Annotated in this window: 18 protein-coding genes; 10 read left to right on the forward strand and 8 right to left on the reverse strand. The window is 60.6% G+C overall.

The features are described from left to right. The first annotated feature begins 229 nt into the window (after positions 1-229). The gene (locus tag ACI5GA_RS07885) at positions 230-2,002 is read left to right on the forward strand and encodes a bifunctional diguanylate cyclase/phosphodiesterase (protein WP_421422444.1); all 1,773 of its coding nucleotides are present in this window, start codon (positions 230-232) and stop codon (positions 2,000-2,002) included. 157 nt (positions 2,003-2,159) lie between these two features. Here ACI5GA_RS07885 and ACI5GA_RS07890 read toward each other — a convergent pair whose 3' ends face one another. The 4 genes from ACI5GA_RS07890 to ACI5GA_RS07905 all read right to left on the reverse strand — a co-directional run bounded on the left by ACI5GA_RS07890 (position 2,160) and on the right by ACI5GA_RS07905 (position 4,880). Then, positions 2,160-2,534 carry a hypothetical protein gene (locus ACI5GA_RS07890; RefSeq protein WP_404631540.1) on the reverse strand — a complete coding sequence of 125 codons (375 nt, stop codon included), beginning with the start codon at positions 2,532-2,534 and terminating at the stop codon, positions 2,160-2,162. Further along, positions 2,531-2,875, reverse strand: coding sequence for a helix-turn-helix domain-containing protein (locus ACI5GA_RS07895; protein ID WP_404631542.1), 345 nt, complete (start codon positions 2,873-2,875; stop codon positions 2,531-2,533). The genes ACI5GA_RS07890 and ACI5GA_RS07895 overlap by 4 nt, the downstream gene beginning before the upstream one ends. Before the next feature lie 340 nt (positions 2,876-3,215). Then, positions 3,216-3,665 carry a YkvA family protein gene (locus tag ACI5GA_RS07900; RefSeq protein WP_421422445.1) on the reverse strand — a complete coding sequence of 150 codons (450 nt, stop codon included), beginning with the start codon at positions 3,663-3,665 and terminating at the stop codon, positions 3,216-3,218. A gap of 426 nt (positions 3,666-4,091) precedes the next feature. Further along, a complete protein-coding gene (locus ACI5GA_RS07905) occupies positions 4,092-4,880 on the reverse strand; it encodes an FKBP-type peptidyl-prolyl cis-trans isomerase (protein ID WP_404631546.1) in 789 nt (262 codons plus the stop codon). A gap of 380 nt (positions 4,881-5,260) precedes the next feature. Here ACI5GA_RS07905 and ACI5GA_RS07910 point away from each other — a divergent pair, with 380 nt between their 5' ends. The 8 genes from ACI5GA_RS07910 to ACI5GA_RS07945 all read left to right on the forward strand — a co-directional run bounded on the left by ACI5GA_RS07910 (position 5,261) and on the right by ACI5GA_RS07945 (position 14,003). Next, positions 5,261-6,313 (forward strand): ABC transporter substrate-binding protein, encoded by a 1,053-nt coding sequence (locus ACI5GA_RS07910; protein ID WP_421422446.1) that lies wholly within the window; start codon positions 5,261-5,263, stop codon positions 6,311-6,313. Positions 6,314-6,324: 11 nt separating this feature from the next. Continuing rightward, the gene (locus ACI5GA_RS07915; RefSeq protein ID WP_421422447.1) at positions 6,325-7,251 is read left to right on the forward strand and encodes an ABC transporter permease; all 927 of its coding nucleotides are present in this window, start codon (positions 6,325-6,327) and stop codon (positions 7,249-7,251) included. Continuing rightward, positions 7,252-8,049, forward strand: coding sequence for an ABC transporter permease (locus tag ACI5GA_RS07920; RefSeq protein WP_404631552.1), 798 nt, complete (start codon positions 7,252-7,254; stop codon positions 8,047-8,049). Between the two features lie 270 nt (positions 8,050-8,319). Next, positions 8,320-9,780, forward strand: coding sequence for an NAD-dependent succinate-semialdehyde dehydrogenase (locus ACI5GA_RS07925; protein ID WP_421422448.1), 1,461 nt, complete (start codon positions 8,320-8,322; stop codon positions 9,778-9,780). A gap of 138 nt (positions 9,781-9,918) precedes the next feature. Continuing rightward, positions 9,919-11,007 carry an ABC transporter ATP-binding protein gene (locus ACI5GA_RS07930; protein WP_421422449.1) on the forward strand — a complete coding sequence of 363 codons (1,089 nt, stop codon included), beginning with the start codon at positions 9,919-9,921 and terminating at the stop codon, positions 11,005-11,007. A 383-nt stretch (positions 11,008-11,390) separates the two neighbouring features. Further along, on the forward strand, positions 11,391-12,680 hold the full coding sequence (gene gabT, locus ACI5GA_RS07935; RefSeq protein WP_421422450.1) for a 4-aminobutyrate--2-oxoglutarate transaminase: 1,290 nt from the start codon (positions 11,391-11,393) through the stop codon (positions 12,678-12,680). Positions 12,681-12,777: 97 nt separating this feature from the next. Beyond that, positions 12,778-13,464: a hypothetical protein gene (locus tag ACI5GA_RS07940; RefSeq protein ID WP_404631560.1), complete on the forward strand. Its 687-nt coding sequence runs from the start codon at positions 12,778-12,780 to the stop codon at positions 13,462-13,464. Between the two features lie 47 nt (positions 13,465-13,511). Beyond that, on the forward strand, positions 13,512-14,003 hold the full coding sequence (locus ACI5GA_RS07945) for an Lrp/AsnC family transcriptional regulator (protein WP_404631562.1): 492 nt from the start codon (positions 13,512-13,514) through the stop codon (positions 14,001-14,003). A gap of 126 nt (positions 14,004-14,129) precedes the next feature. Here the strand turns inward: ACI5GA_RS07945 and ACI5GA_RS07950 are convergent, their stop codons facing one another. From ACI5GA_RS07950 to ACI5GA_RS07965, 4 genes are all read right to left on the reverse strand, one after another. Then, positions 14,130-14,858: a cupin domain-containing protein gene (locus ACI5GA_RS07950; RefSeq protein WP_404631564.1), complete on the reverse strand. Its 729-nt coding sequence runs from the start codon at positions 14,856-14,858 to the stop codon at positions 14,130-14,132. After that, complete coding sequence (locus ACI5GA_RS07955; protein WP_421422451.1) at positions 14,855-16,138, reverse strand: NAD(P)/FAD-dependent oxidoreductase; 1,284 nt, start codon at positions 16,136-16,138, stop codon at positions 14,855-14,857. The genes ACI5GA_RS07950 and ACI5GA_RS07955 overlap by 4 nt, the downstream gene beginning before the upstream one ends. A gap of 182 nt (positions 16,139-16,320) precedes the next feature. Then, positions 16,321-17,028 (reverse strand): HAD-IA family hydrolase, encoded by a 708-nt coding sequence (locus ACI5GA_RS07960; protein WP_421422452.1) that lies wholly within the window; start codon positions 17,026-17,028, stop codon positions 16,321-16,323. Between the two features lie 141 nt (positions 17,029-17,169). After that, on the reverse strand, positions 17,170-18,117 hold the full coding sequence (locus tag ACI5GA_RS07965; protein ID WP_421422453.1) for a LysR family transcriptional regulator: 948 nt from the start codon (positions 18,115-18,117) through the stop codon (positions 17,170-17,172). A gap of 147 nt (positions 18,118-18,264) precedes the next feature. Here ACI5GA_RS07965 and ACI5GA_RS07970 point away from each other — a divergent pair, with 147 nt between their 5' ends. Continuing rightward, positions 18,265-19,692 (forward strand): aldehyde dehydrogenase family protein, encoded by a 1,428-nt coding sequence (locus ACI5GA_RS07970; protein ID WP_421422454.1) that lies wholly within the window; start codon positions 18,265-18,267, stop codon positions 19,690-19,692. Positions 19,693-19,788 lie beyond the last annotated feature (96 nt).

Genomic DNA, 19,788 nt, shown 5'->3' on the forward strand with positions numbered 1-19,788 from the left:
TCCCGGGACGCTCTGCGTCCCCCGGCGTGACGCGGGGCGTCACAGGGCGCATTCCCACGCGGAGCGTGGGAACGATCAACGGACAGTGGTGATCCTGCTACAAGGTTCACATGTAGCTCGTGAAACATGACGAGATGATGGCAAAGCGTCATCAAACAGTCATGAATCTGTCGTGAAATACGGGCTCGGCGCGAAAGCGTCGGGCCCTTTTTCTTGCCTTGAGATTGCCATGACCGTGACCGAACAGCTGAGCGCTTTGAGTGCAATCCTGACTCACCGCGACTTGCACAGCCTGTTCCAGCCCATCGTGTCGCTGTCGGATCGCCGTATTCTCGGCTACGAAGCCCTGACCCGTGGCCCGTCCAACAGCGCCCTGCACTCCCCCATCAGCCTGTTCGCCGTGGCGCGTCAGGCCGGTCGGTTGAGCGAGCTGGAACTGGCCTGTCGCGAATCAGCGTGTCGGCGGTTCAGCGAGCAACAACTCGACGGCAAGCTGTTCCTCAACATCTCCCCCGAATCCCTGCTGGAAGCCTCGCACCCGCCAGGGCGTACATTGCAACTGCTGCAACGCTACGGCATCGCGCCGAATCGCGTCGTGATCGAGCTGACCGAGCAGACCCCCACTGACGACTTCGGGTTGCTCTACAACGCGCTGCACCACTACCGCGACATGGGTTTCTCCATTGCGCTGGATGACTTGGGTGCGGGGTATTCGAGCCTGCGCCTGTGGTCGGAACTGCGCCCGGATTACGTGAAGATCGACCGGCACTTCATCGACGGCATTCATCAGGACGCGGTCAAGCGCGAGTTCGTCGGCTCCATGCTGCAAATGGCCAAGGCCTCCCGTGCGCTGGTGATCGCCGAAGGCATCGAATTGCAGGAAGAACTGGCGGTACTGATCGACATGGGCGTCGATCTGGTTCAGGGCTATCTGCTGTGCCGTCCGCAAGAACACCCGCCCCGCGAGGCACGCGCACTGCTGCCAAAGATCGACCCCGGCGCGGCTGTATTCAACGAGGAAGGCAGCGATCTCAGCGCCCTGCTCGACAACCAGCCAGCCGTGGTGCAGACCACTCCGACCGCGACGGTACTGGAAGCCTTTCGTCGGCAGGCCAACCTGAACTCACTGGCCGTGCTGGATGAAAAGCGGCACCCCATCGGCATCGTGCACCGGCATTCGTTGTCGGATGTGCTGTTGCAGCCGTTCGCTACCGAAATCTATGCCCGCAAGCCGATCAGCCGCTTGATGAGCGATGATTTTCTGGCCGTAGAGCTGGGCCAGTCGCTGCAACAGGTCAGCCGTTTGATCACCAGCCGCGCCCGGCAGAGGATCGAAGAAGACTTCATCATCATGCGCAACGGTGTCTACCTGGGCCTGGGGCGAGTGATTGACGTGCTTAAACTGATCACCGAACTGAAGATTCAACAGGCCCGTTATGCCAACCCGCTGACCCTGTTGCCGGGCAACGTGCCGATCCAGCAATGCCTCACGCGCATGCTGCAACAAGGGCAGGAATCGATGATCTGCTACGTCGATATCGACAGCTTCAAACCGTTCAATGACATCTACGGATACGGCCGTGGCGACGAAGTGCTGCTGTGCCTGGCGCACTGCCTGAACGATCGCATCGACCCTAGCCGCGACTTCGTCGGCCATATCGGGGGCGATGATTTTCTGATGGTGCTGGGCTCGGAAGACTGGCGCAAACGTTTGAACCTGCTGCTGGAAGACTTCCAGAACCAGTGCCGCCGCTTTTACCGCGCCGAGCATCTGGAAGCGGGCTGTTTCGTGGCGCTCAATCGTCAGGGGCAGCGTCAGGAGTTTCCGATGTTGTCGTTGTCAGTGGGCGTGGTGCACCTGCGTCCCGAGGCCTGCGCCGCGCTGGACGCCGGCCAGTTGGCGGAACTGGCGTCACAGGCCAAGCATTACGCCAAGGATGTGATGGGGGCGAGTGTGCATGTGATCGATACCGTAGAAACAAGCGGCAAGCTGAGGCCCTGACACTGGAGAGGCGAAACTGACGCCAACCTTGTGGGAGTCGGCTTGCTGGCGAATGCATTCTGTCAGCCGGCTTATCCCTGACTGACCCAACGCTTTCGCCAGCAAGCCGGCTCCCACATGAACGGCGACATTCTTGCGCCCTTTCGCAGAGGTGAAGCTACTCCGGCTTCGCCTCTTCCGAGTACTCGAATTCAAACACCCGCACCACTTCCGCCGCGTGCCACGACGCCGCAGCGACACCATCGGAAGGCCCCGTAAAACGTCCCAGCCGTTCGGCGCATTCGAAAAAGCCAGTACGCGGCAGGCGGCTGGCGCCCTGACTGATGACCAGCGAACTGCGCAAGGGCTGCTCGGCGCGGGCATCGATAGCCGCCAGGTGCTCAAGGGCGGCAGCCAGAGTTTGCATCGCCGGAGCGGGCAATTGAATACGCTCCAGCAACGCACGGTACGTGACCAGGTGACGTTGCCGACGCGCCAGATCCAGTTCAGCCAGAAGCGCTTCCCAGTGCTGACGGCTGATCCGCACGCTCATGACTCACCTCGCCAGCCCGGCACACCCAACTCCCACGCCAGACTTCGTCGGATCGCCAGATCGGGTTGACGGGTGCCGTTTTCGATCAACTCCAGATACGAAGGGCTGATGCCGACCGAGCGCGCCAGTTGATTCAGCTCAAGCCCCTTGGCCTGACGCAGCGCGCCGAGTTGATCGAGTGCAGGAAGATCCTCAGCAGGCGCCTGATGGGCGGCCTGAGCGGCGTTGGCAGCGGTTTGCGGGCGGGACACCCCGGCGGCCTGTAACAGGGCCTGATACTGCGCCCATGGCAGCACCGCGTATTCTGGTTCTCCATCGCGAGAAATAACCTGAAGATCCATACCACCCCCTGTAGGACGAGAAGCCCTTGCTTGTAAGCTTTTTCTTTGTATTGCGGCATCTTAACAGCGGATGACAGCAGAAGGCGTGCGAACTATCGACAGAGTTTTCTCAGGAGCGACGTTTTGTGAAGATTGAGATGCGCACGACTCTGACCTTTGGGAGATCGCCAGTCGTTCAGACGCCGCGCTGTCGCGCAGCAATCGCGGCCCTGTGGGAGCGAATTCATTCGCGAAAAATCGTTCGGGCGACAGCGCTGCGTCGGTTGCCCCCACGTCTCGCGAATAAATTCGCTCCCACAGGTATTCCGCAAGCCATTTGAAGTTGTGCACTAGGCCCCAATCAATCCTTCTTCTCCTGCTCCAGCAACTGCTGCGTCGCAGGCAGGCGTTCTACAACTGCCAGCTTCTCCGGCGTCTGCCGCTCACGCCAGGCACGGAACGCGCTCAGCTCTGCGTCGAGGTTCTTCATGACCCAGGCCAGCACGGCGATGTCGTCGAGCATGCCCAGCCCCGGAATCCAGTCGGGAATCGCGTCCAACGGACTCAGGAAGTACATCAGCCCCGCGACCACCGACAGAATCGCCTTGCCACTGATGGCCCTGTACTCACCCCGCCAATACGCCAGACACAGCGCCTGCAGCAGCTTCAGATCGTCCTTGAGCTTGCCCAGGCGATTGCCCTCACTGGCCGCTTTGCCCGCCACGGCGAACAACAACGCAGGCAAACGCCCCGCTGCCAGCAGGCGCCTGGCGCCGGGCAGAAAACGAATGAAATTCCAGGGTGCTTTCATGATGACTCCAGCAATGTCGATATAGACTCGATAAAAATCGACCAATCGGTCAAGCGCCTCAACGGGAAGGCCTTACTCGGACATGGCCGTTCACCACGCGTAAAGGGTTATCCACACAAATTGTGGATAACCTTGTGAACAGCGTCGTTTTTCCACGCTGAAACGCCCGTTTTACAGGGCCTTGGCTTAAATCGCGTGTTTTTTACTCACATCGATAAACACAACAAAACGTTGACTTGTGCAGTCGCTGACGCTATCGAGCCTCACTTTGAAACCTGTCGTCGCGATCAACAATTCCCGACATTTACTCAGTCATGTGACGGTATTGGGACTGCCCGCGCCCTGTCCGGTTCGATTTTATTTCGACACAAATGAAAATGCCCCGTCGAGACGGGGCATTTCGTTCAAGCGGCAATCGGGAGGCGATTACTTCTTGGCAGCAGGCTTGGCAGGTTCGGCGGCCGGAGCGGCCTCCTCTTCCTCGTCAGCACCTGCGGCAGCAGCGTCGTTACCTGCAGCAGCCGGATCCTTGATGCCCAGCAGTTCCAGATCGAAGACCAGCACCGAGTTGGCCGGGATCATCGGGCTTGGGCTTTGCGCGCCGTAGGCCAGATCAGCCGGGATGTAGAGCTTGATCTTCTCGCCAACGTGCATCAGTTGCAGGCCTTCGACCCAGCCTGGAATCACGCCGCTGACTGGCAGATCGATCGGGCTGCCGCGCTCGACGGAGCTGTCGAACACCTTGCCGTCAGTCAGTTTGCCTTCGTAGTGAACGGTCACGACATCCGTCGGCTTCGGTACAGGACCGTCTGCTTTCTTGATGATTTCGTATTGCAGGCCGGAAGCAGTCGTGGTGACTTCCTTGCGCTTGCCGTTCTCTTCGAGGAATTTCTTGCCGGCGGCTGCCGACTCTTCGCTCATCTTGGCCATGCGCTCTTCAGCGCGTTTTTGCAGTTCGCCGAAGGCAGCTACCAGCTCTTCGTCTTTGAGCTTCTGCTCTTTCTTGCCGACGGCGTCTTCGATACCCAGCGCTACCGCTTTGGAATCCAGATCGTCCATACCTTCCTGAGCCAGGCTCTTGCCCATGTTCAGGCCAATGCCGTAGGAAGCTTTTTGTGCCGGGGTTTTCAGTTCAACGGTAGCGGCTTGCTTGTCGCAGCCCGCAAGTACCAGACCGACCAGGGCAATCGCCGCTGCCAACCGATGCTGTTTCATCCTGTTTCCTTGTTCATGCGCCGAAAGGGCAAACGAGTAAAGCCGCGAGCTTATCAGGCCGCCGCGATCAATGGCTACCGGCATGAGAGGGAGAAAACGCAGATAAGTTCAGGTATCCAAAGGTTTTCTTCTTGTATCAAGAAAACTGTTCAGTTTTGGTTCAGACACCTGTCAGAAATGTCAGCCTCGTCTGTGAGCCTTATTCCATCCGAGCAAGCGCAGGAGATGCCGTCGACCTTCACTTTTTCGCAATAAAGCACTTTTGCGCGGCGCATTTATGACCGCTTCCGTTATGGACATGCCGGTACATTAAGTCTCCATGGTCCCGCAGAGCGACCGACACTCCTCCAGACATCTGCCAACCATTCGGAGTCCTGTTTATGACCACACCCCGTAGCAACGCTTTGAAGCTGGCAAGTCTGGCACTTGTGATTGGCAGCACCACCCAGGCCTTCGCCGAGGACATCACATTCGTGTCTCAAGGGGGGGCTTATCAGGAGGCCCAGAGCAAGGCGATTCTGGAACCGGCTGCGAAGAAGCTGGGCCTGACCCTCAAACAGGACAGCTCGCCCAAGGCCTACCCGATCATCAAGACTCAAGTGGAGAGCGGCAAGGTCACCTGGGACGTGGTCGACCTGCCCACCGGCGATTGCGTGCGAGGTCAGCAGGAAGGTTTGTTCGAAAAACTCGACCCGGCGCTGGTGCCCAATGCCGCGCAAATCCCCGCTGCGCTGAAGGACGACTACAGCGTCGGCTACATCAGCTATTCCACGGTCCTGGCCTATCGCACCGACGCCTTCAAAGGCGACAAGGCGCCCAAGACCTGGGCCGATTTCTGGGACACCAAGAAGTTTCCGGGCCAACGCTCCCTGCGCAACCTGCCGCGCCCAACCCTGGAAATCGCTCTGCTCGCCGATGGCGTGCCTGCCGACAAACTCTACCCGCTGGACGTCGATCGCGCGTTCAAGAAGCTGGAGCAGATCAAACCCGACATCGCCACCTGGTGGACGTCCGGCGGTCAGTCCGCACAGCTCATCAGCGACGGTGAAGTGGACATGATTCAGGCCTGGAACGGTCGCATCACCGCCGTGCAAGCCGCAGGCGCGCCGGTGGCGTTCGACTACAACCAGGGCGTGCTGGAAACCAACTCGCTGTGCGTGCTCAAAGGCACCCCGCACAAGGCGGCCGCCATGAAATTCGTCAACGAAGCCATCGACGCCAGGCTGCAAGCCGCGCTGCCGATGATCATCGACTATGGCCCGCTCAACCCCGAAGCCTTCAAGACCGGCACGATCCCGGCAGACCGTGCCGCGAAGCTGCCGTCGTCGCCTGAAAACATTTCCCGTCAGGCCCTGCTGTCCGCGCAATGGTGGGCATCGGATGCCGGTGTGAAAGCCGAAGAGCGCTGGTTGTCCTTCGTTCAGAAAAAGTAATGGGAGGTTCTATGTCCAACGCTTATCTCGCCAAATCACTGCCTGACGCAAGCGACCGCGATCCACAGCCCCTGGCCAACGAACAGGCTTTGGTCCGCGAGGAACGCAAGGAGCACACCTCGATGCTGTTGCTGCTGGCTCCGGCGCTGGTGATGGTCGTGGTGCTGCTGATCATGCCACTGTGCTGGCTGGCGTTTCAGTCGGTGCAGACCGAAGACGGTTTCTCGCTGGTCAACTACCTGCGCATCTTTCAGGAAACCATTTACTGGGACACCTTCGCGCTGACCTTCAAGATCAGTTTTCTGGTGACGATCCTGTCGATCGTCATGGGCTTTCCGATTGCCTACGCCGCCTCGCGCCTGCATGGCTTCTGGGCCAACCTGGTGCTGATCTGCGTCATTCTGCCGTTCTGGACCAGCGTGCTGGTGCGCTCCTACGCCTGGCTGGTGCTGCTGCAACGTCGTGGTCTGGTCAACCAGACGCTGATGGACCTTGGCATCATCGACCAGCCGCTGAACCTGATGCACAACACCACCGGTACAGTGATCGGCACGCTGCATGTGATGCTGCCATTCATGGTCTTGCCGCTGTATTCAGTGATGAAAAAGATCCCGCAGGACTTGATGCAAGCCTCGGAAAGCCTCGGCGCCAAGCCGTTCTACACCTTCCGCCGAGTGTTCCTGCCGATGGCTGCGCCGGGGATCATGGCCGGTTCCATTCTGGTGTTCGTGATCTGCCTGGGCTTCTTCATCACCCCTGAGCTGCTGGGTGGCGGGCGCACGATCCTGGTGTCGATGCTGGTGCAACGCAACGTCGAGCTTTATCACGCCTGGGGCGCGGCCAGTGCGGTCGGTCTGGTGCTGCTGTTCGTGGTGTTCCTGATCTTCTGGGGCATCAACCGCTTCATCCCCATCGAACGCATTTTGGGAGCACGTTAAATGAATCCGTTCGCTCAACTGCGTCATCTCAAACTGTCGCACCTGCTGTTCACCGTGGTGGTCATCGCGATCCTGCTGTACCTGATCATCCCGGTGCTGATCGTGGTGCCGATGTCGTTCTCTGAAGCGCGCTTTCTGCAGTTCCCGCCCAAGCAGTGGTCGCTTCACTGGTACGAGGCTTTCTTCACCAGCGTGGAGTGGATGTCGGCGGCCAAGGTCAGCCTGATCACCGCGTTTTTCACCATGGTGATCAGCCTGCCCATCGGCATGGCGGCAGCGTACGCGATCAACAACTCCAGCCTGAAGGTGGTGCGCACGCTGCAAATCGTGTTGCTGCTGCCGATGATGGTGCCGATCATTCTGATCGCCGCCGGGGTGTTCTTCGTTTACGCACGGGTGGGGCTGATCAGCACCATGACGGGCTTGGTGTTGGCGCACATCATGTTGGCATTGCCGTACGTGATCATTGCCCTGCTGGCCGGGTTGCGGAACTTCGACATGTCGCAGGAGATGGTCGCTCGCAGCCTGGGCATGAACCGCTTCCGCGCATTCATGGCCGTGACCCTGCCGCAGATCAAACCGAGCGTGGTCTCGGCGACGCTGTTCGCTTTCATCACCTCGCTGGATGAGACCGTGGTGGCGTTGTTCATCTCTGGTGGCGACAACCAGACGCTGACCAAGCGCATGTTCACTGCGTTGCGCGACGAGATCGACCCGACGATTGCGGCGATCAGCTCGATTCTGATTCTGGCTTCGTTGATTCTGGTGGTGATTGCCGGGCGCAATAAGCAAGGTTGACCGAAATACCCTGTGAGAGCACGACGCAATCTTTGTGGGAGCCGGCTTGCTGGCGAATGCGGTGGGTCATTCAACACCAAGTGACTGACACACCGCTTTCGCCAGCAAGCCGGCTCCCACAACAGCCTCGTCGCTCCGCTCCCCCAGCACAGCCTGCCGTCATTCCTTGCAATTCAGCATCAATCACCCGCTCTCCGGCCCATCTCGGCATCGGCCACTGGCGGGTCGTTTTTAAAATAAAGCCATCCTTCGCACCCAAGGCCCCTGATCATGTTGAAAAGCCAACTGCGTGACCCTTCCCTGCTCGTCGAACGCGCCTATGTCAACGGCCAGTGGATCGATTCCGATGACGGCGCCACCCTCGACGTCACCAACCCCGCCGACGGCAGCATCATCGCCCGCGTGCCTGCCCTGCAAGCCACCGAAACCCGCCGCGCCATCGAAGCCGCTGAAGCGCGTTTCGTGACTTGGCGTGAGGTGCCTGCCGCCGAGCGGGCGAAGTATCTGGAAGTCTGGTTCAAGCTGATCATGGACAACCAGGAAGACCTGGCCCTGATCATGACCGCCGAACAGGGCAAACCGCTTGCCGAGTCCCGTGGCGAAATCGCCTACGGCGCCAGCTTCGTCAAATGGTTCGCCGAAGAAGCCCGTCGTATCTACGGCGACACCATCCCCGCACCTACCGGCGACCGCCGTATTCTGGTGCTCAAACAGCCGATTGGCGTGGTGGCCGCGATCACCCCGTGGAACTTCCCCAACGCGATGATCACCCGCAAATGCGCACCGGCCCTGGCCGCAGGCTGCCCGGTGTTGGTCAAACCCTCGGAAATGACCCCACTGTCCGCCCTCGCACTCGCCGTGTTGGCCGAGCGCGCGGGCATCCCGGCAGGCGTATTCAATGTGCTCACCGGCCTGCCTGCTGGCGTCGGTGGCGAGATGACCGCTAACCCCGCCGTTCGCAAGTTGTCGTTCACCGGCTCCACCCGCGTTGGCCAGTTGCTAATGAGCCAGTGCGCCGCGACCATCAAACGCCTGAGTCTGGAGTTGGGCGGCAACGCGCCGTTCATTGTCTTCGATGACGCCGATCTGGACCTGGCGATTGCCGGGGTGATGCAAAGCAAATTCCGCAACGCCGGACAGACCTGCGTCTGCGCCAACCGCATTCTGGTGCAGGATGGCATTTACGACCGTTTCGCCGAACGTCTGAGTGCCGCCGTGGCGGAGTTGAAAGTCGGCGACGGCCTGCAAAGTGGCGTGACTATCGGCCCGCTGATCAACGCGGCAGCGGTGGACAAAGTCGCCCGCCACATCAGCGATGCGCTGGAAAAAGGCGCGAGCATCGCCATCGGCGGCGCACCGCAAGGTGAAGGGTTGTACGTGCAACCAACGGTGCTGCGCGACGCGAACGCCGAGATGCTGTTGGCCACTGAAGAAACCTTCGGCCCGGTCGCCCCGCTGTTCCGTTTCAAGGACGAGGCCGAAGCCCTGGCATTGGCCAACGCCACGCCGTACGGCCTGGGCGCTTACTACTTCACTCAGGACATGCGCCGCGCCTGGCGCGTGGGCGAGCGACTGGAATTCGGCATGGTCGGCCTCAACACCGGGATCATCTCCATGGAAGTCGCGCCGTTCGGCGGCATGAAGCAATCGGGCACCGGTCGCGAAGGCTCCAAGTACGGTCTGGACGAGTTCCTCGAAGTGAAGGCTTGGCACATCGGTGGCCTTGGCTGATCACTCATGCGCGTAAACGCCGACGGGCAGCAGATCGTGTTTTTCCGGCGGCGCAAAACAGCACGAACCGGATCTGCCGCTGTGTTCAGATAACAGGCAGACCTTTTGGGCCCACCCCTTCTGCATAGAGGACGCTCCATGAATTTCACTGAAGGTTTTGAATCGGTCAGCGTCAACAAAGTGTGCAAGCACTACGGCAGCCTCAAGGCGTTGAACAACGTCGATCTGAAGGTCGAGGCCGGGGAATTCATGTCATTGCTCGGCCCGTCCGGCTCGGGCAAGACCACGCTGCTGAGCATTCTCGGCGGCTTCATCCGGGTCAGCTCCGGCAGCATTTTCTTCGGTGAGCGCGACGTCACCCTGATGCCGCCGCACAAGCGCGAAATCGGCGTGGTGTTCCAGAACTATGCGTTGTTCCCGCACATGACCGTGGGCGAAAACGTGGCCTTCCCGCTGCGTGCTCGCGGCGAGAGCGCAGCCAAGAGTCGTGACCGGGTCAAGAGCGCACTGGCGACCGTGGAATTGGCCGGTTACGAGGACCGCAACATCGCGGCGCTTTCGGGCGGCCAGCGTCAGCGTGTGGCACTGGCCCGCGCCATTGTCTTCGAACCAAAGTTGATTCTTATGGACGAACCGCTGTCAGCGCTGGACAAACAACTGCGCGAGATCATGCAAATTGAACTGCGCGCCCTGCACAAGCGTCTCGGCGCGACAATGATCTACGTGACCCACGATCAGCGCGAAGCCCTGACCATGAGCGACCGCATCGCGATCATGCGCGGCGGGCAACTGGTGCAGGTCGATACCCCGCGCCGTTTGCACGATCATCCGTCCAACGATTTCGTGGCCAGCTTCATCGGCGAAAGCACCCTGGTGCCGCTGCAACGGAGCGCCGACAACGGCCTGACACTGGGCGCCACGACCCTGCGCACCACTCGTCCGGTGCCCGCTTCAGGGGATGTGTTCCTGGCCCTGCAATCGGAAAAATTGCTGCTGGACAACGCCGCCTCCGGACCGGAGTGGAACCGTCTGCGGGGTCGGGTTTCGGACATTGTGTTCCAGGGTGAAAGCCTCAAGGTGTTCGTCGACCTCGAAGGCGGCCCGACCGTCAGCCTGCGCCAGGCCAGCCACCACGAAGGCAACCTCAATCTGCCACCGATTGGTTCGCCGATGATGATGCGTTTGCACCCGGAAGACACCATCGTCGTGCCTCGGGCTGGAGTGTAACGCTCATCACCCGTGAGAACCGGCTTGCTGGCGAAAGCGTACGGTCACAAAACATCTTTGAATGACACACCGCCTTCGCCAGCAAGCCGGCTCCCACAGGTTCGGCGGCGAACAAACGGCCTGGATCCGGCGCGGTTATCGTGGGAGCCGCCTTGGTGCGGGCGGCGTCCCGACGAATGCAGTTGACCAGACAACATAGAATCTCCCACAAGGGTTCTCCTCCAGTCGCTGCATCGCTACCAATCCCCCGCAGCGAAATATTTCGAAACGCCCCCGCAAAACAACCGATCCCCCCATTCCCCGCCCGAACTTCAGCGCTTGTGGTTCCGGGCAATCCTTATCCTGATTCCATCACCCGCCACCCCGGCATTACGGAGATCGAGATGAATTCTGCACTGACTGAAAACCAACGCCTGCTGGCCCTGCGCGAGCAGCATGTACCCCGTGGAATCGCCACCGCTCACCCGGTGGTCGCTGCGCGCGCTGAAGGGGCTGAGCTGTGGGATGTGGACGGCAAGCGTTACCTGGATTTCGTCGGTGGCATCGGCGTGCTCAACGTCGGCCACAACCACCCCAAAGTGGTCGAGGCGGTGCGCCGTCAGGTCGGTGAAATCTCCCATGCCAGCTTTCAAGTCGTGGCGTACGAAAATTACATTCAGGTGGCTGCTCGCCTGAACGCGATGATCGGCGGCGACGCGCACTACAAAAGCGTGCTCTTTACTTCCGGCGCTGAAGCGGTGGAAAACGCGATCAAAATCGCCCGTGGTTACACCAACCGCACGGCAGTGATTTCCTTCCGTGGCGGCTTCCACGGCCGTACCCTGCTGGGCGTGACCCTGACCGGCATGAGCCAGCCGTACAAACAGAACTTCGGCCCCTTCCCGGCTGAGGTCTATCACGCCGTTTACCCGAACGCCTATCGCGGCATCAGCAGCGAGGATGCCCTGGCCGAGCTGGACGAACTGTTCGCCACTGATGTCGCACCCGACCGCGTGGCCGCGATCATCATCGAGCCGGTGCAAGGTGACGGCGGTTTCCTCGCCGCGCCGAAAGAATTCCTGCAAGCCCTGCGCGCGCGCTGCACGCAACACGGCATCGTGCTGATTCTCGATGAAATTCAGGCCGGTTTCGGCCGCACCGGCAAGATGTTCGGTTTCCAGCACGCCGACATTCAGCCGGACCTGATCACCGTGGCCAAGAGCCTGGCCGGTGGCATGCCGCTGTCGGGCGTGGTCGGTCGCGCCGAGATCATGGACGCGCCAACGCCGGGCGGTCTGGGCGGCACCTATGGCGGTAACGCAGTGGCTTGTGCTGCGGCGCTGGCCGTGTTGGACCTGTTCGAAGAGCAGGATCTGCTGAGTCAGGGTGAGACACTCGCCGCGCAGCTCAACGAAGGCTTGCTCGCCTTGCAAAAACGCTACCCGCGTATCGGTGACGTCCGCGGTCTGGGCTTCATGCAGGCCATCGAAATGGTCGCTGATGACGCTCGCCAAAGCCCCGATGCGGCGCTGGCGCAAAAGGTCATCGACGAAGCCCGCAATGCCGGTCTGTTGGTGATCAAGTGCGGCGTGCACCGCAACGTGGTGCGCTTCCTCGCGCCACTGGTGGCCACTTCAGAGCAGGTGGCAGAAGCCTTGCAGATGCTCGACAAGGCACTCGCCGCTGCCTGCTGATCGGCTGCAAAAATCGTCGGACCCGGCCTGCTTCGGCAGTGTCGGGTTCGGGGATGAATCAGGAAGAAACCGTCACTCGTCGTTCAGGAGCACAAGCATGAAAGTCACCCAGTACAAGGCGTTGGGCCTGTCATACGCGACCCTGGTTGACCGCGAACGGGGCATTCTCGAAGGCCTGCGTCCCTTGGCAGTGCAAAGCGATGCCGTGACCAGCGACGCGCAATTGCTCAGCACCTACCGCCATGTGGCGCAGGAGCTGGCGGCCTCGCGGGCACCGGTCACTGCAACGGCATTTCACGGCCAGCTTTACCAGCGTGTGGCGCAACAATTGCAAATCATTCCCGGCTGGGATGAGAGTGTGGCGTTTGGTAGCTCTTCGGCCCAGTGGCCGATTTTTGAGGACGCGCCGGGTGCCTTGCAGTACCTGAGCAAGTTCTACCGATTGATACTGATCGCCCCACCCCAGGGCATCGATGTGCAGGCACTGGGCCGCCGTTTGCCGGTTGAATTCGATGCGATCATCGAACCCGGCGCGGACGATTGGCACGCCAGCCTCGAACGCGCGTTGCAGCGCCTGGGCCTGGAGCGATCAGAGCTGTTACCGGTGCGCAGTACCGAAAGCGACGACCCGTGGACTGACCGGGTGGACTTTCCGGTCTGCACACTACGCCGCGGCCTGGACCTGCCGTGGAACCATTCGCCTCAGGCAATGGACGGCAAGCGCTGTGAATACGCCAGCCTCGCCGACCTTGCCCATGCCCATCAAAAGGCATTGCTGGCCTGAGGAAGGTGCCCGGATTCGACCCGAATTGAAAGTGCGAGGATTGATCAATGGACGCTGCAACCAAGCTCGACCGAATCGACATCAACATCCTGGTCCAACTGCAAAAAGACGGGCGCATGACCAACGTCAGCCTCGCCGAGGCCGTGGGCCTGTCGCCCAGTCCGTGTCTGCAGCGGGTCAAACGCCTTGAAGCGGCAGGTTACATCAGCGGCTACGAAGCCCATGTGAACCTGGCCAAATTTGCCAATTCGGTAACAGTCTTCACCGAGATGACACTCTCCGACCACAAGCGTGCCGACTTCGTGAAGTTCGAGTCGAGCATTCGCAACATCGATGAAGTGCTGGAGTGTCACTTGATCAGCGGCGGGTATGACTATCTGGTGCGGTTTCTGTGCAGCAGCATCGCGCATTATCAGGAACTGATGGAATCGATCCTGGACAAGAACATCGGGATCGAGAAGTACTTCAGCTACATCGTGATCAAGTCGCCAGTGGTCAAGAGCACAGTGCCGCTGCGCAGCCTGGTTCGCGCGGTTTGAGCGGATATTGAAACGAACTCGGTCTCTGTGGGAGCCGGCTTGCTGGCGAAAGCGGTGGGTCATTCAAGCTGATTTGTCTGACCTGACGCTTTCGCCAGCAAGCCGGCTCCCACCAGGTGTACATCTTCAAGAGAGGATGCAAAACACCTTACGCACGGTCTCTTCGCTGGACCACGCATTGGTCGCGCCTTTGGGCACGACGACCGTCTCTTTTGCCCTTACGACGTAGCGATCCCCGTTCTCGGCCGTGAGTGTCACAGCGCCTTCCAGGATGAACATCAGCTCGCTGTAGCTCGGCTCGACCTGCTTGCGCGCATAGGCCTCGCATTGCCACAAACCGATCCGCAGATTGGCCGCGCTGAACAACGTTTCGCTCCAGGCCTTGGGTGTCGGGGTCAGCAGTACATTTGCCGCCGGTGGATTGCACGGCGCCAGGGTTTGCGTCAGGTCCAGCTTGATCGGCAGGCGCGGCATGTCGACGCAGGCCTCCAGCCCCGGAAACGCCATGAACAGGCGCCGCAGTTGCCCACGATGATGCCAGCGCACGCTGACGCCTCGGGGCACGACGAAACAATCGCCCGCGCTCAATTGCAGATCAAAGCCATCGCCCTGCAAACGCAATTCGCCACGCTCGACGATGCCCAGTTCGACCCACGGAAACACCTCGATCAACAGGTTCGCGCCCACACTTTCGCTGCTGCCCGTGACGAAGCCCTGTTGCGGTTCATGGAAATGAATCACCCGTCCCGCCGCCAGTGGATCGCCCTGCAATGCGTAGGCCGCACAGGGCAAATCACGGTCGGTCAAGGATTGGGAGTAATGCAGAATCGGCGGCATGTGCTTGAACTCGCTCATCGGCCAATGACATCCAGAAATTGCTGCCAGCCCGCCGCCAGACGAACGCCTGGCGCGCGGAAGGCATGCAACGGAATGGGGTTGAAACCCTCGCCTGCCAACAGGCCCAGTTCGACCCTTTTGCCCGCGGTCATGGCGGACAACTGCTTGCCCATCCACGTCGACATGGCCACCCCGCCACCGTTGTAGCCAATGGCATAGAAACTGCGGTCATCGAGCTGCCCGGCGTGGGGCAAGTAGTCCAGGGTCATGGCGACCAGACCGGACCAGCGATAGGCAATCCCGTAGTCGCGCAAGATCGGAAACACCACGTCCATGCTGCGTTTCAGGTCGTCGAACGCACTTTGCGAATCGTTTTTGCCAAACGCGCCACGCCCCCCGAAAATCAGGCGGTCGCCGACTACCCGGAACCAGCGCAGCATACGTTTGGTGTCACCACAGACCTGCCCGCCCGGCATCAGCGCGGCGAGTACGTCAGGGGGTAATGGCTCGGTGGCGATGATCGCGCTGCGAAACGGAATCAACCGGCGATGCAGCGTGTCGGTGGCGCGGGTCTGGTCGGAATAGCCATTGGTGGCGTAGATCACCTGTTTGGCGCTGACTCGCCCCTGAGGCGTCTGCACAACCACCCTGTCACCCTCGCGTACCACGCGCTCGGCAGCGCTGTTGATGAAGAGTTTCACCCCGCGCTCAGTAAGGTGCCGCGCGATGCCTCGGGCATAGTTCATGGGGTGAATGCCCCCCGCCTTGGGGGTCAGCAGGCCGCCTGCAAAGATCTTCGAACCGGTGAATTCGCGGACCTGATCGGCAGAGATCATCACCGACGACGTGCCGCCGGTTTCCCGCTTGATCCAGTTCGCCGTGCTTTCCAGACCGCCCAACGCGTGGGCATTGTGCGCCGCCGCGATGTGCCCGCCCATGTGCAGGTTAGCGTCGGTCAGACCGAGGGTTTCGACGGTTTCCACCAGACTGTCCACGGCGGCATAACCGGTGCGGTACATCTGCAAAGCGGTATCACGACCAAAGCGCGCCATGAGCGCAGAAAAGCCAACACGAAATTTAGGCGAGACGACCCCGCCGTTACGCCCGCTGGCGCCCCAGGCCAGGGTGTTGGCCTCGACGATCAGCGGCTCGCGGCCACTGTCCGCAATGTGTCGGGCAGCCGAGAGGCCGGTGTAACCGGCGCCGATGATCACCACGTCGCACTGCCGTTCGCCTTCGAGCGATTGCAGCGCGGGTGCGGGTTGGGCGGTGGCCGCCCATAAACTCTGAACAGTCATGCCAGCCTCTGGGCTTCGGATTGGAACTCACATGTGAGTTGCCGGACACTTTCTTTTGTAGGAGCCGGCTTGCTGGCGAAAGCGTCAGGTCAGGCAACCCTTCTTTGATCGACACTCCGCTTTCGCCAGCAAGCCGGCTCCCACAAGAACAGCGGTGAGCCGACATTACGGATTGGCAACGATCAACCCAGCTCTTTTTCCACCGCATCGGCCAGTTGCGCCAGCGAGGTGAAGTGGTAATGCGGCTCGGTGCGCTCGGACTCCAGCGTGCCGCCCGTGCCCTTCTGTGCGAAGCGGCGTTCGATCCAGCAGGTCTGGTAGCCCAGACGCATCGCCACGCCGATGTCGTGGTACTGGCTCTGGGCGACGTGCAGGATCTCTTCGAACACGATGCCCTGAGTCGACGCCAACACACCACGGGTGTAAGCGAAGAACTGCGGATCAGGCTTTTCGAAACGCACATCGTCAACGGTCACACGCACATCGAACGGCTGATCAAGGGTTTCGGCCATGTGGTTCAAGGCCCAGATCTGCGAGTTGGTGGTGGCCACCAGCTTGAAGTGCTTGCGCAGGAGCTTGAGGGCTTCGACCGAATCCGGGAACGCCGGGAAATTCTTCACCGACTGGGCCAGACCTTTGGCGTAGTCATCGTTGTCCGGCAGACCGAGCTTGCTGGCGATCACGTGATAGCAGCGCTCCAGGTCATCGGGCCACCAGCCCGAATCGGTCTGAGCGCGGGCTTCGCGATAGGCCTTGAGGATGTCGTCATCGCTGTGGGCCTTGCCCGCTTCGCCCGACACTTCGCGCACGTGGGCCAGGATACCGGCTTCGAAATCGATCAGGGTGCCGACGACATCGAACGTCAGGGCTTTGAACTGCTTGAAAGACATAGGGCGCTCCGCAAGAAAGTCATAGGGGTAAAACTGACTGGACAGGCCCATTATCTGCCCGCCTTCTCGCGCAATATTCTGTTTTGCCCTGTCGTGGAGGCATAACCTACTGTTTTTCTACTCGACGTGCCGCAGGTGTGCTCAGAGGGTCGATTCGAGGGTCGCCGCCAGCCCCAAATGCGGATAAAGGGCGTCGATGGCGCGCAGGTCGGCACGCATTTCTTCGATGATCCAGTCGCGTACCTGTTCCACCACCGGGCGCACCGGACGATTGCTCGGCACGACCAGGCAGCAGCGTCGCGACATGACTCGAATTCCTTCGCTCGCAGGCACCAGCTCACCCTTGCACAGCGAGTTGGAGACCACGTTCAACCAGCCCAGCGCAATGCCCTGACCAAGCAGCGCAGCCTGCACCACCACCGCGTAATCGGAGAACACCAACGCGTTATCGGCGCGCCCCGGCGTCTCGAAATCCGCTGCCCAGCTGCGGTCCTGATTGTCCATGCTGATCAGCGTCGGCACCTGCTTTTTGCCCTTTCCCTGCACCACATCGGCGAGGTACTGCGGGTTGCAAACCGGCAGGACGATTTCTGGAATGACCAGTGAATCCGTGGCTCTCAGACTACTGGCTTCCAGATAGCGCATGCCCAGATCGACGTCCACCAAAGGCCCGCCAATGCGTCCGGACATCAGCTGGTAACGCATGTCGACCGTGGGAAAACGCTCGCTGAAACGGCGCATGCGCGGCATCAGCCAGTGGGTGGTGAACGCCGTTGAAACGGACAACGTGACGGTTTCGATCCCGGTGGCGCGGGCTTCGATCTCGCTGATCGCCGACTCGATGGTGCTGAAGCCTTCCTGCACCCGACGGTACAAGATGCTGCCGCTTTCAGTCAGCCGCGCACCACCTCGCACCCGTTCGAACAACTGCACGCCGAGGTGCTCTTCCAGGCGCGACAACATGCGGCTGACCGCCGGTTGGCTGACACACAGTTCATCCGCCGCCCGCGTGAAGCTGCCACATCGCGCGGCCGCTTCGAAGACGAATAATGAGCTGGAACTGGGGAGCTTGCGACGTAAATTAGACATGACCTGAGATTATGCTCAATCCAACTATTAGTAAATTGTCGCCTGAAAAAAACCGAGCCTACTCTTGTCGCATTCTGCGCGTGAAATCACTGTCGGAAAACAGCAGTCAAACCGCGCCCTCCTTTACCTCATGAGGCTTTCGTTTCTATGGATAACGCGCTGAAGTTTTACATCGATGGCCAATGGGTGAAACCCCGTGGCAACGACAGGCTCGCGGTGATCGACCCGGCCACCGAACAGGCGTTCAGCGAAATCGCCATGGGCACGGTGGCCGATGTCGAAGCTGCGGTGCAGGCGGCCCGACGCGCATTTCCGGCGTTCGCCAGCACTACGCCTGCGCAGCGCAAACAACTGCTGCAACGGGTTCTGGAGTGTTTCATGGCGCGGTATGACGAAATCGCCGAGGTCATCGTGCGAGAAGTCGGCGCCCCCAAAGGCTTGTCCCATGGCTGGCAGGCCGGCATCGGCAAGTTTCATCTGGAGCAGTTGCTGAACACCCTCGACACCTTCGAATTTCAGAAAACCCGCGGCACCACGCTGATCAATCAGGAACCCGTGGGCGTGGTCGCATTGATCACGCCTTGGAACTGGCCCATCAACCAGATCGTCTGTAAGGTCGCCCCGGCACTGGCGGCAGGCTGCACCATGGTGCTCAAGCCCAGTGAAATCGCACCGCTCAACGCGCTGCTGTTTGCTGAAGTGATGCATGAAGCGGGCGTGCCACCGGGGGTGTTCAACCTGATCAACGGTGACGGTCCAGTGGTGGGCGCCGCACTGTCGGCGCACCCCGAAGTGGACATGGTGTCGTTCACCGGCTCCACGCGGGCAGGTGTAGAAATTGCGCGTTTGGCTGCGCCGACGGTCAAGCGGGTGCACCAGGAACTGGGGGGTAAATCGGCGAACATTCTGCTGGATGACGTAGACCTGGAATCGGCCGTGACGGCCGGGGTGAACAGCTGCTTCAGCAACAGCGGCCAGTCGTGCAACGCGCCGACGCGGATGCTGGTGCCTGCGGCGTTGCAGGAACAGGCTGTCGAGATCGCCCGTCGTGCGGCGGCGGCGCATCGTGTCGGCGCGCCAAGTGAAGACGGCACGACGCTGGGACCGGTGATCAGCGAGCGGCAGTTCGATGCGATTCAGCGGATGATCGCCATCGGTCTCGATGAAGGCGCGCAACGGGTCTGCGGTGGTTTGGGGCGCCCCGATCACTTGCCAAAAGGCTACTACGTGCAGCCAACAATTTTTGCCAACGTGACCCAGAACATGACCATCGCCCGCGAGGAAATCTTCGGCCCGGTGTTGGTGATCCAGACTTATGAGAACGAAGCCGAAGCCGTGCGCATGGCCAACGACAGCGTGTTCGGTCTGGCCGCGTACGTGCAATCGTCAGACCTGCAACGGGCGCGGAATATTGCCCTGCAAATGCGCGCCGGGAGCGTCTACGTCAACTACCCCGCGTGGGATGCGGCGGCGCCGTTTGGCGGGTACAAGCAGTCAGGCAATGGGCGCGAATACGCCGAGTGGGGGCTGGAGGCGTTCCTGGAAACCAAGGGGATTGTGGGGTGGGGGTCGTGATTCGGTAGCTTCACCGCCGCTTTCGCCACCAAGGCGGCTCCCACAATGACCGTGTTTGGACCCAGTCCTGTTGTTCGACGCCGAACCCGTGGGAAC

The organism is Pseudomonas sp. Pseu.R1, assembly GCF_045764065.1.
Lineage (GTDB): Bacteria > Pseudomonadota > Gammaproteobacteria > Pseudomonadales > Pseudomonadaceae > Aquipseudomonas.

Excerpts from the sequence above, each read along its gene's own strand:
- ACI5GA_RS07885 (WP_421422444.1), top strand. The coding sequence starts at position 230 with ATGACCGTGACCGAACAGCTGAGCGCTTTGAGTGCAATCCTGACTCAC.
- ACI5GA_RS07890 (WP_404631540.1), bottom strand. The coding sequence starts at position 2,534 with ATGAGCGTGCGGATCAGCCGTCAGCACTGGGAAGCGCTTCTGGCTGAA.
- ACI5GA_RS07895 (WP_404631542.1), bottom strand. The coding sequence starts at position 2,875 with ATGGATCTTCAGGTTATTTCTCGCGATGGAGAACCAGAATACGCGGTG.
- ACI5GA_RS07900 (WP_421422445.1), bottom strand. The coding sequence starts at position 3,665 with ATGAAAGCACCCTGGAATTTCATTCGTTTTCTGCCCGGCGCCAGGCGC.
- ACI5GA_RS07905 (WP_404631546.1), bottom strand. The coding sequence starts at position 4,880 with ATGAAACAGCATCGGTTGGCAGCGGCGATTGCCCTGGTCGGTCTGGTA.
- ACI5GA_RS07910 (WP_421422446.1), top strand. The coding sequence starts at position 5,261 with ATGACCACACCCCGTAGCAACGCTTTGAAGCTGGCAAGTCTGGCACTT.
- ACI5GA_RS07915 (WP_421422447.1), top strand. The coding sequence starts at position 6,325 with ATGTCCAACGCTTATCTCGCCAAATCACTGCCTGACGCAAGCGACCGC.
- ACI5GA_RS07920 (WP_404631552.1), top strand. The coding sequence starts at position 7,252 with ATGAATCCGTTCGCTCAACTGCGTCATCTCAAACTGTCGCACCTGCTG.
- ACI5GA_RS07925 (WP_421422448.1), top strand. The coding sequence starts at position 8,320 with ATGTTGAAAAGCCAACTGCGTGACCCTTCCCTGCTCGTCGAACGCGCC.
- ACI5GA_RS07930 (WP_421422449.1), top strand. The coding sequence starts at position 9,919 with ATGAATTTCACTGAAGGTTTTGAATCGGTCAGCGTCAACAAAGTGTGC.
- gabT (WP_421422450.1), top strand. The coding sequence starts at position 11,391 with ATGAATTCTGCACTGACTGAAAACCAACGCCTGCTGGCCCTGCGCGAG.
- ACI5GA_RS07940 (WP_404631560.1), top strand. The coding sequence starts at position 12,778 with ATGAAAGTCACCCAGTACAAGGCGTTGGGCCTGTCATACGCGACCCTG.
- ACI5GA_RS07945 (WP_404631562.1), top strand. The coding sequence starts at position 13,512 with ATGGACGCTGCAACCAAGCTCGACCGAATCGACATCAACATCCTGGTC.
- ACI5GA_RS07950 (WP_404631564.1), bottom strand. The coding sequence starts at position 14,858 with ATGAGCGAGTTCAAGCACATGCCGCCGATTCTGCATTACTCCCAATCC.
- ACI5GA_RS07955 (WP_421422451.1), bottom strand. The coding sequence starts at position 16,138 with ATGACTGTTCAGAGTTTATGGGCGGCCACCGCCCAACCCGCACCCGCG.
- ACI5GA_RS07960 (WP_421422452.1), bottom strand. The coding sequence starts at position 17,028 with ATGTCTTTCAAGCAGTTCAAAGCCCTGACGTTCGATGTCGTCGGCACC.
- ACI5GA_RS07965 (WP_421422453.1), bottom strand. The coding sequence starts at position 18,117 with ATGTCTAATTTACGTCGCAAGCTCCCCAGTTCCAGCTCATTATTCGTC.
- ACI5GA_RS07970 (WP_421422454.1), top strand. The coding sequence starts at position 18,265 with ATGGATAACGCGCTGAAGTTTTACATCGATGGCCAATGGGTGAAACCC.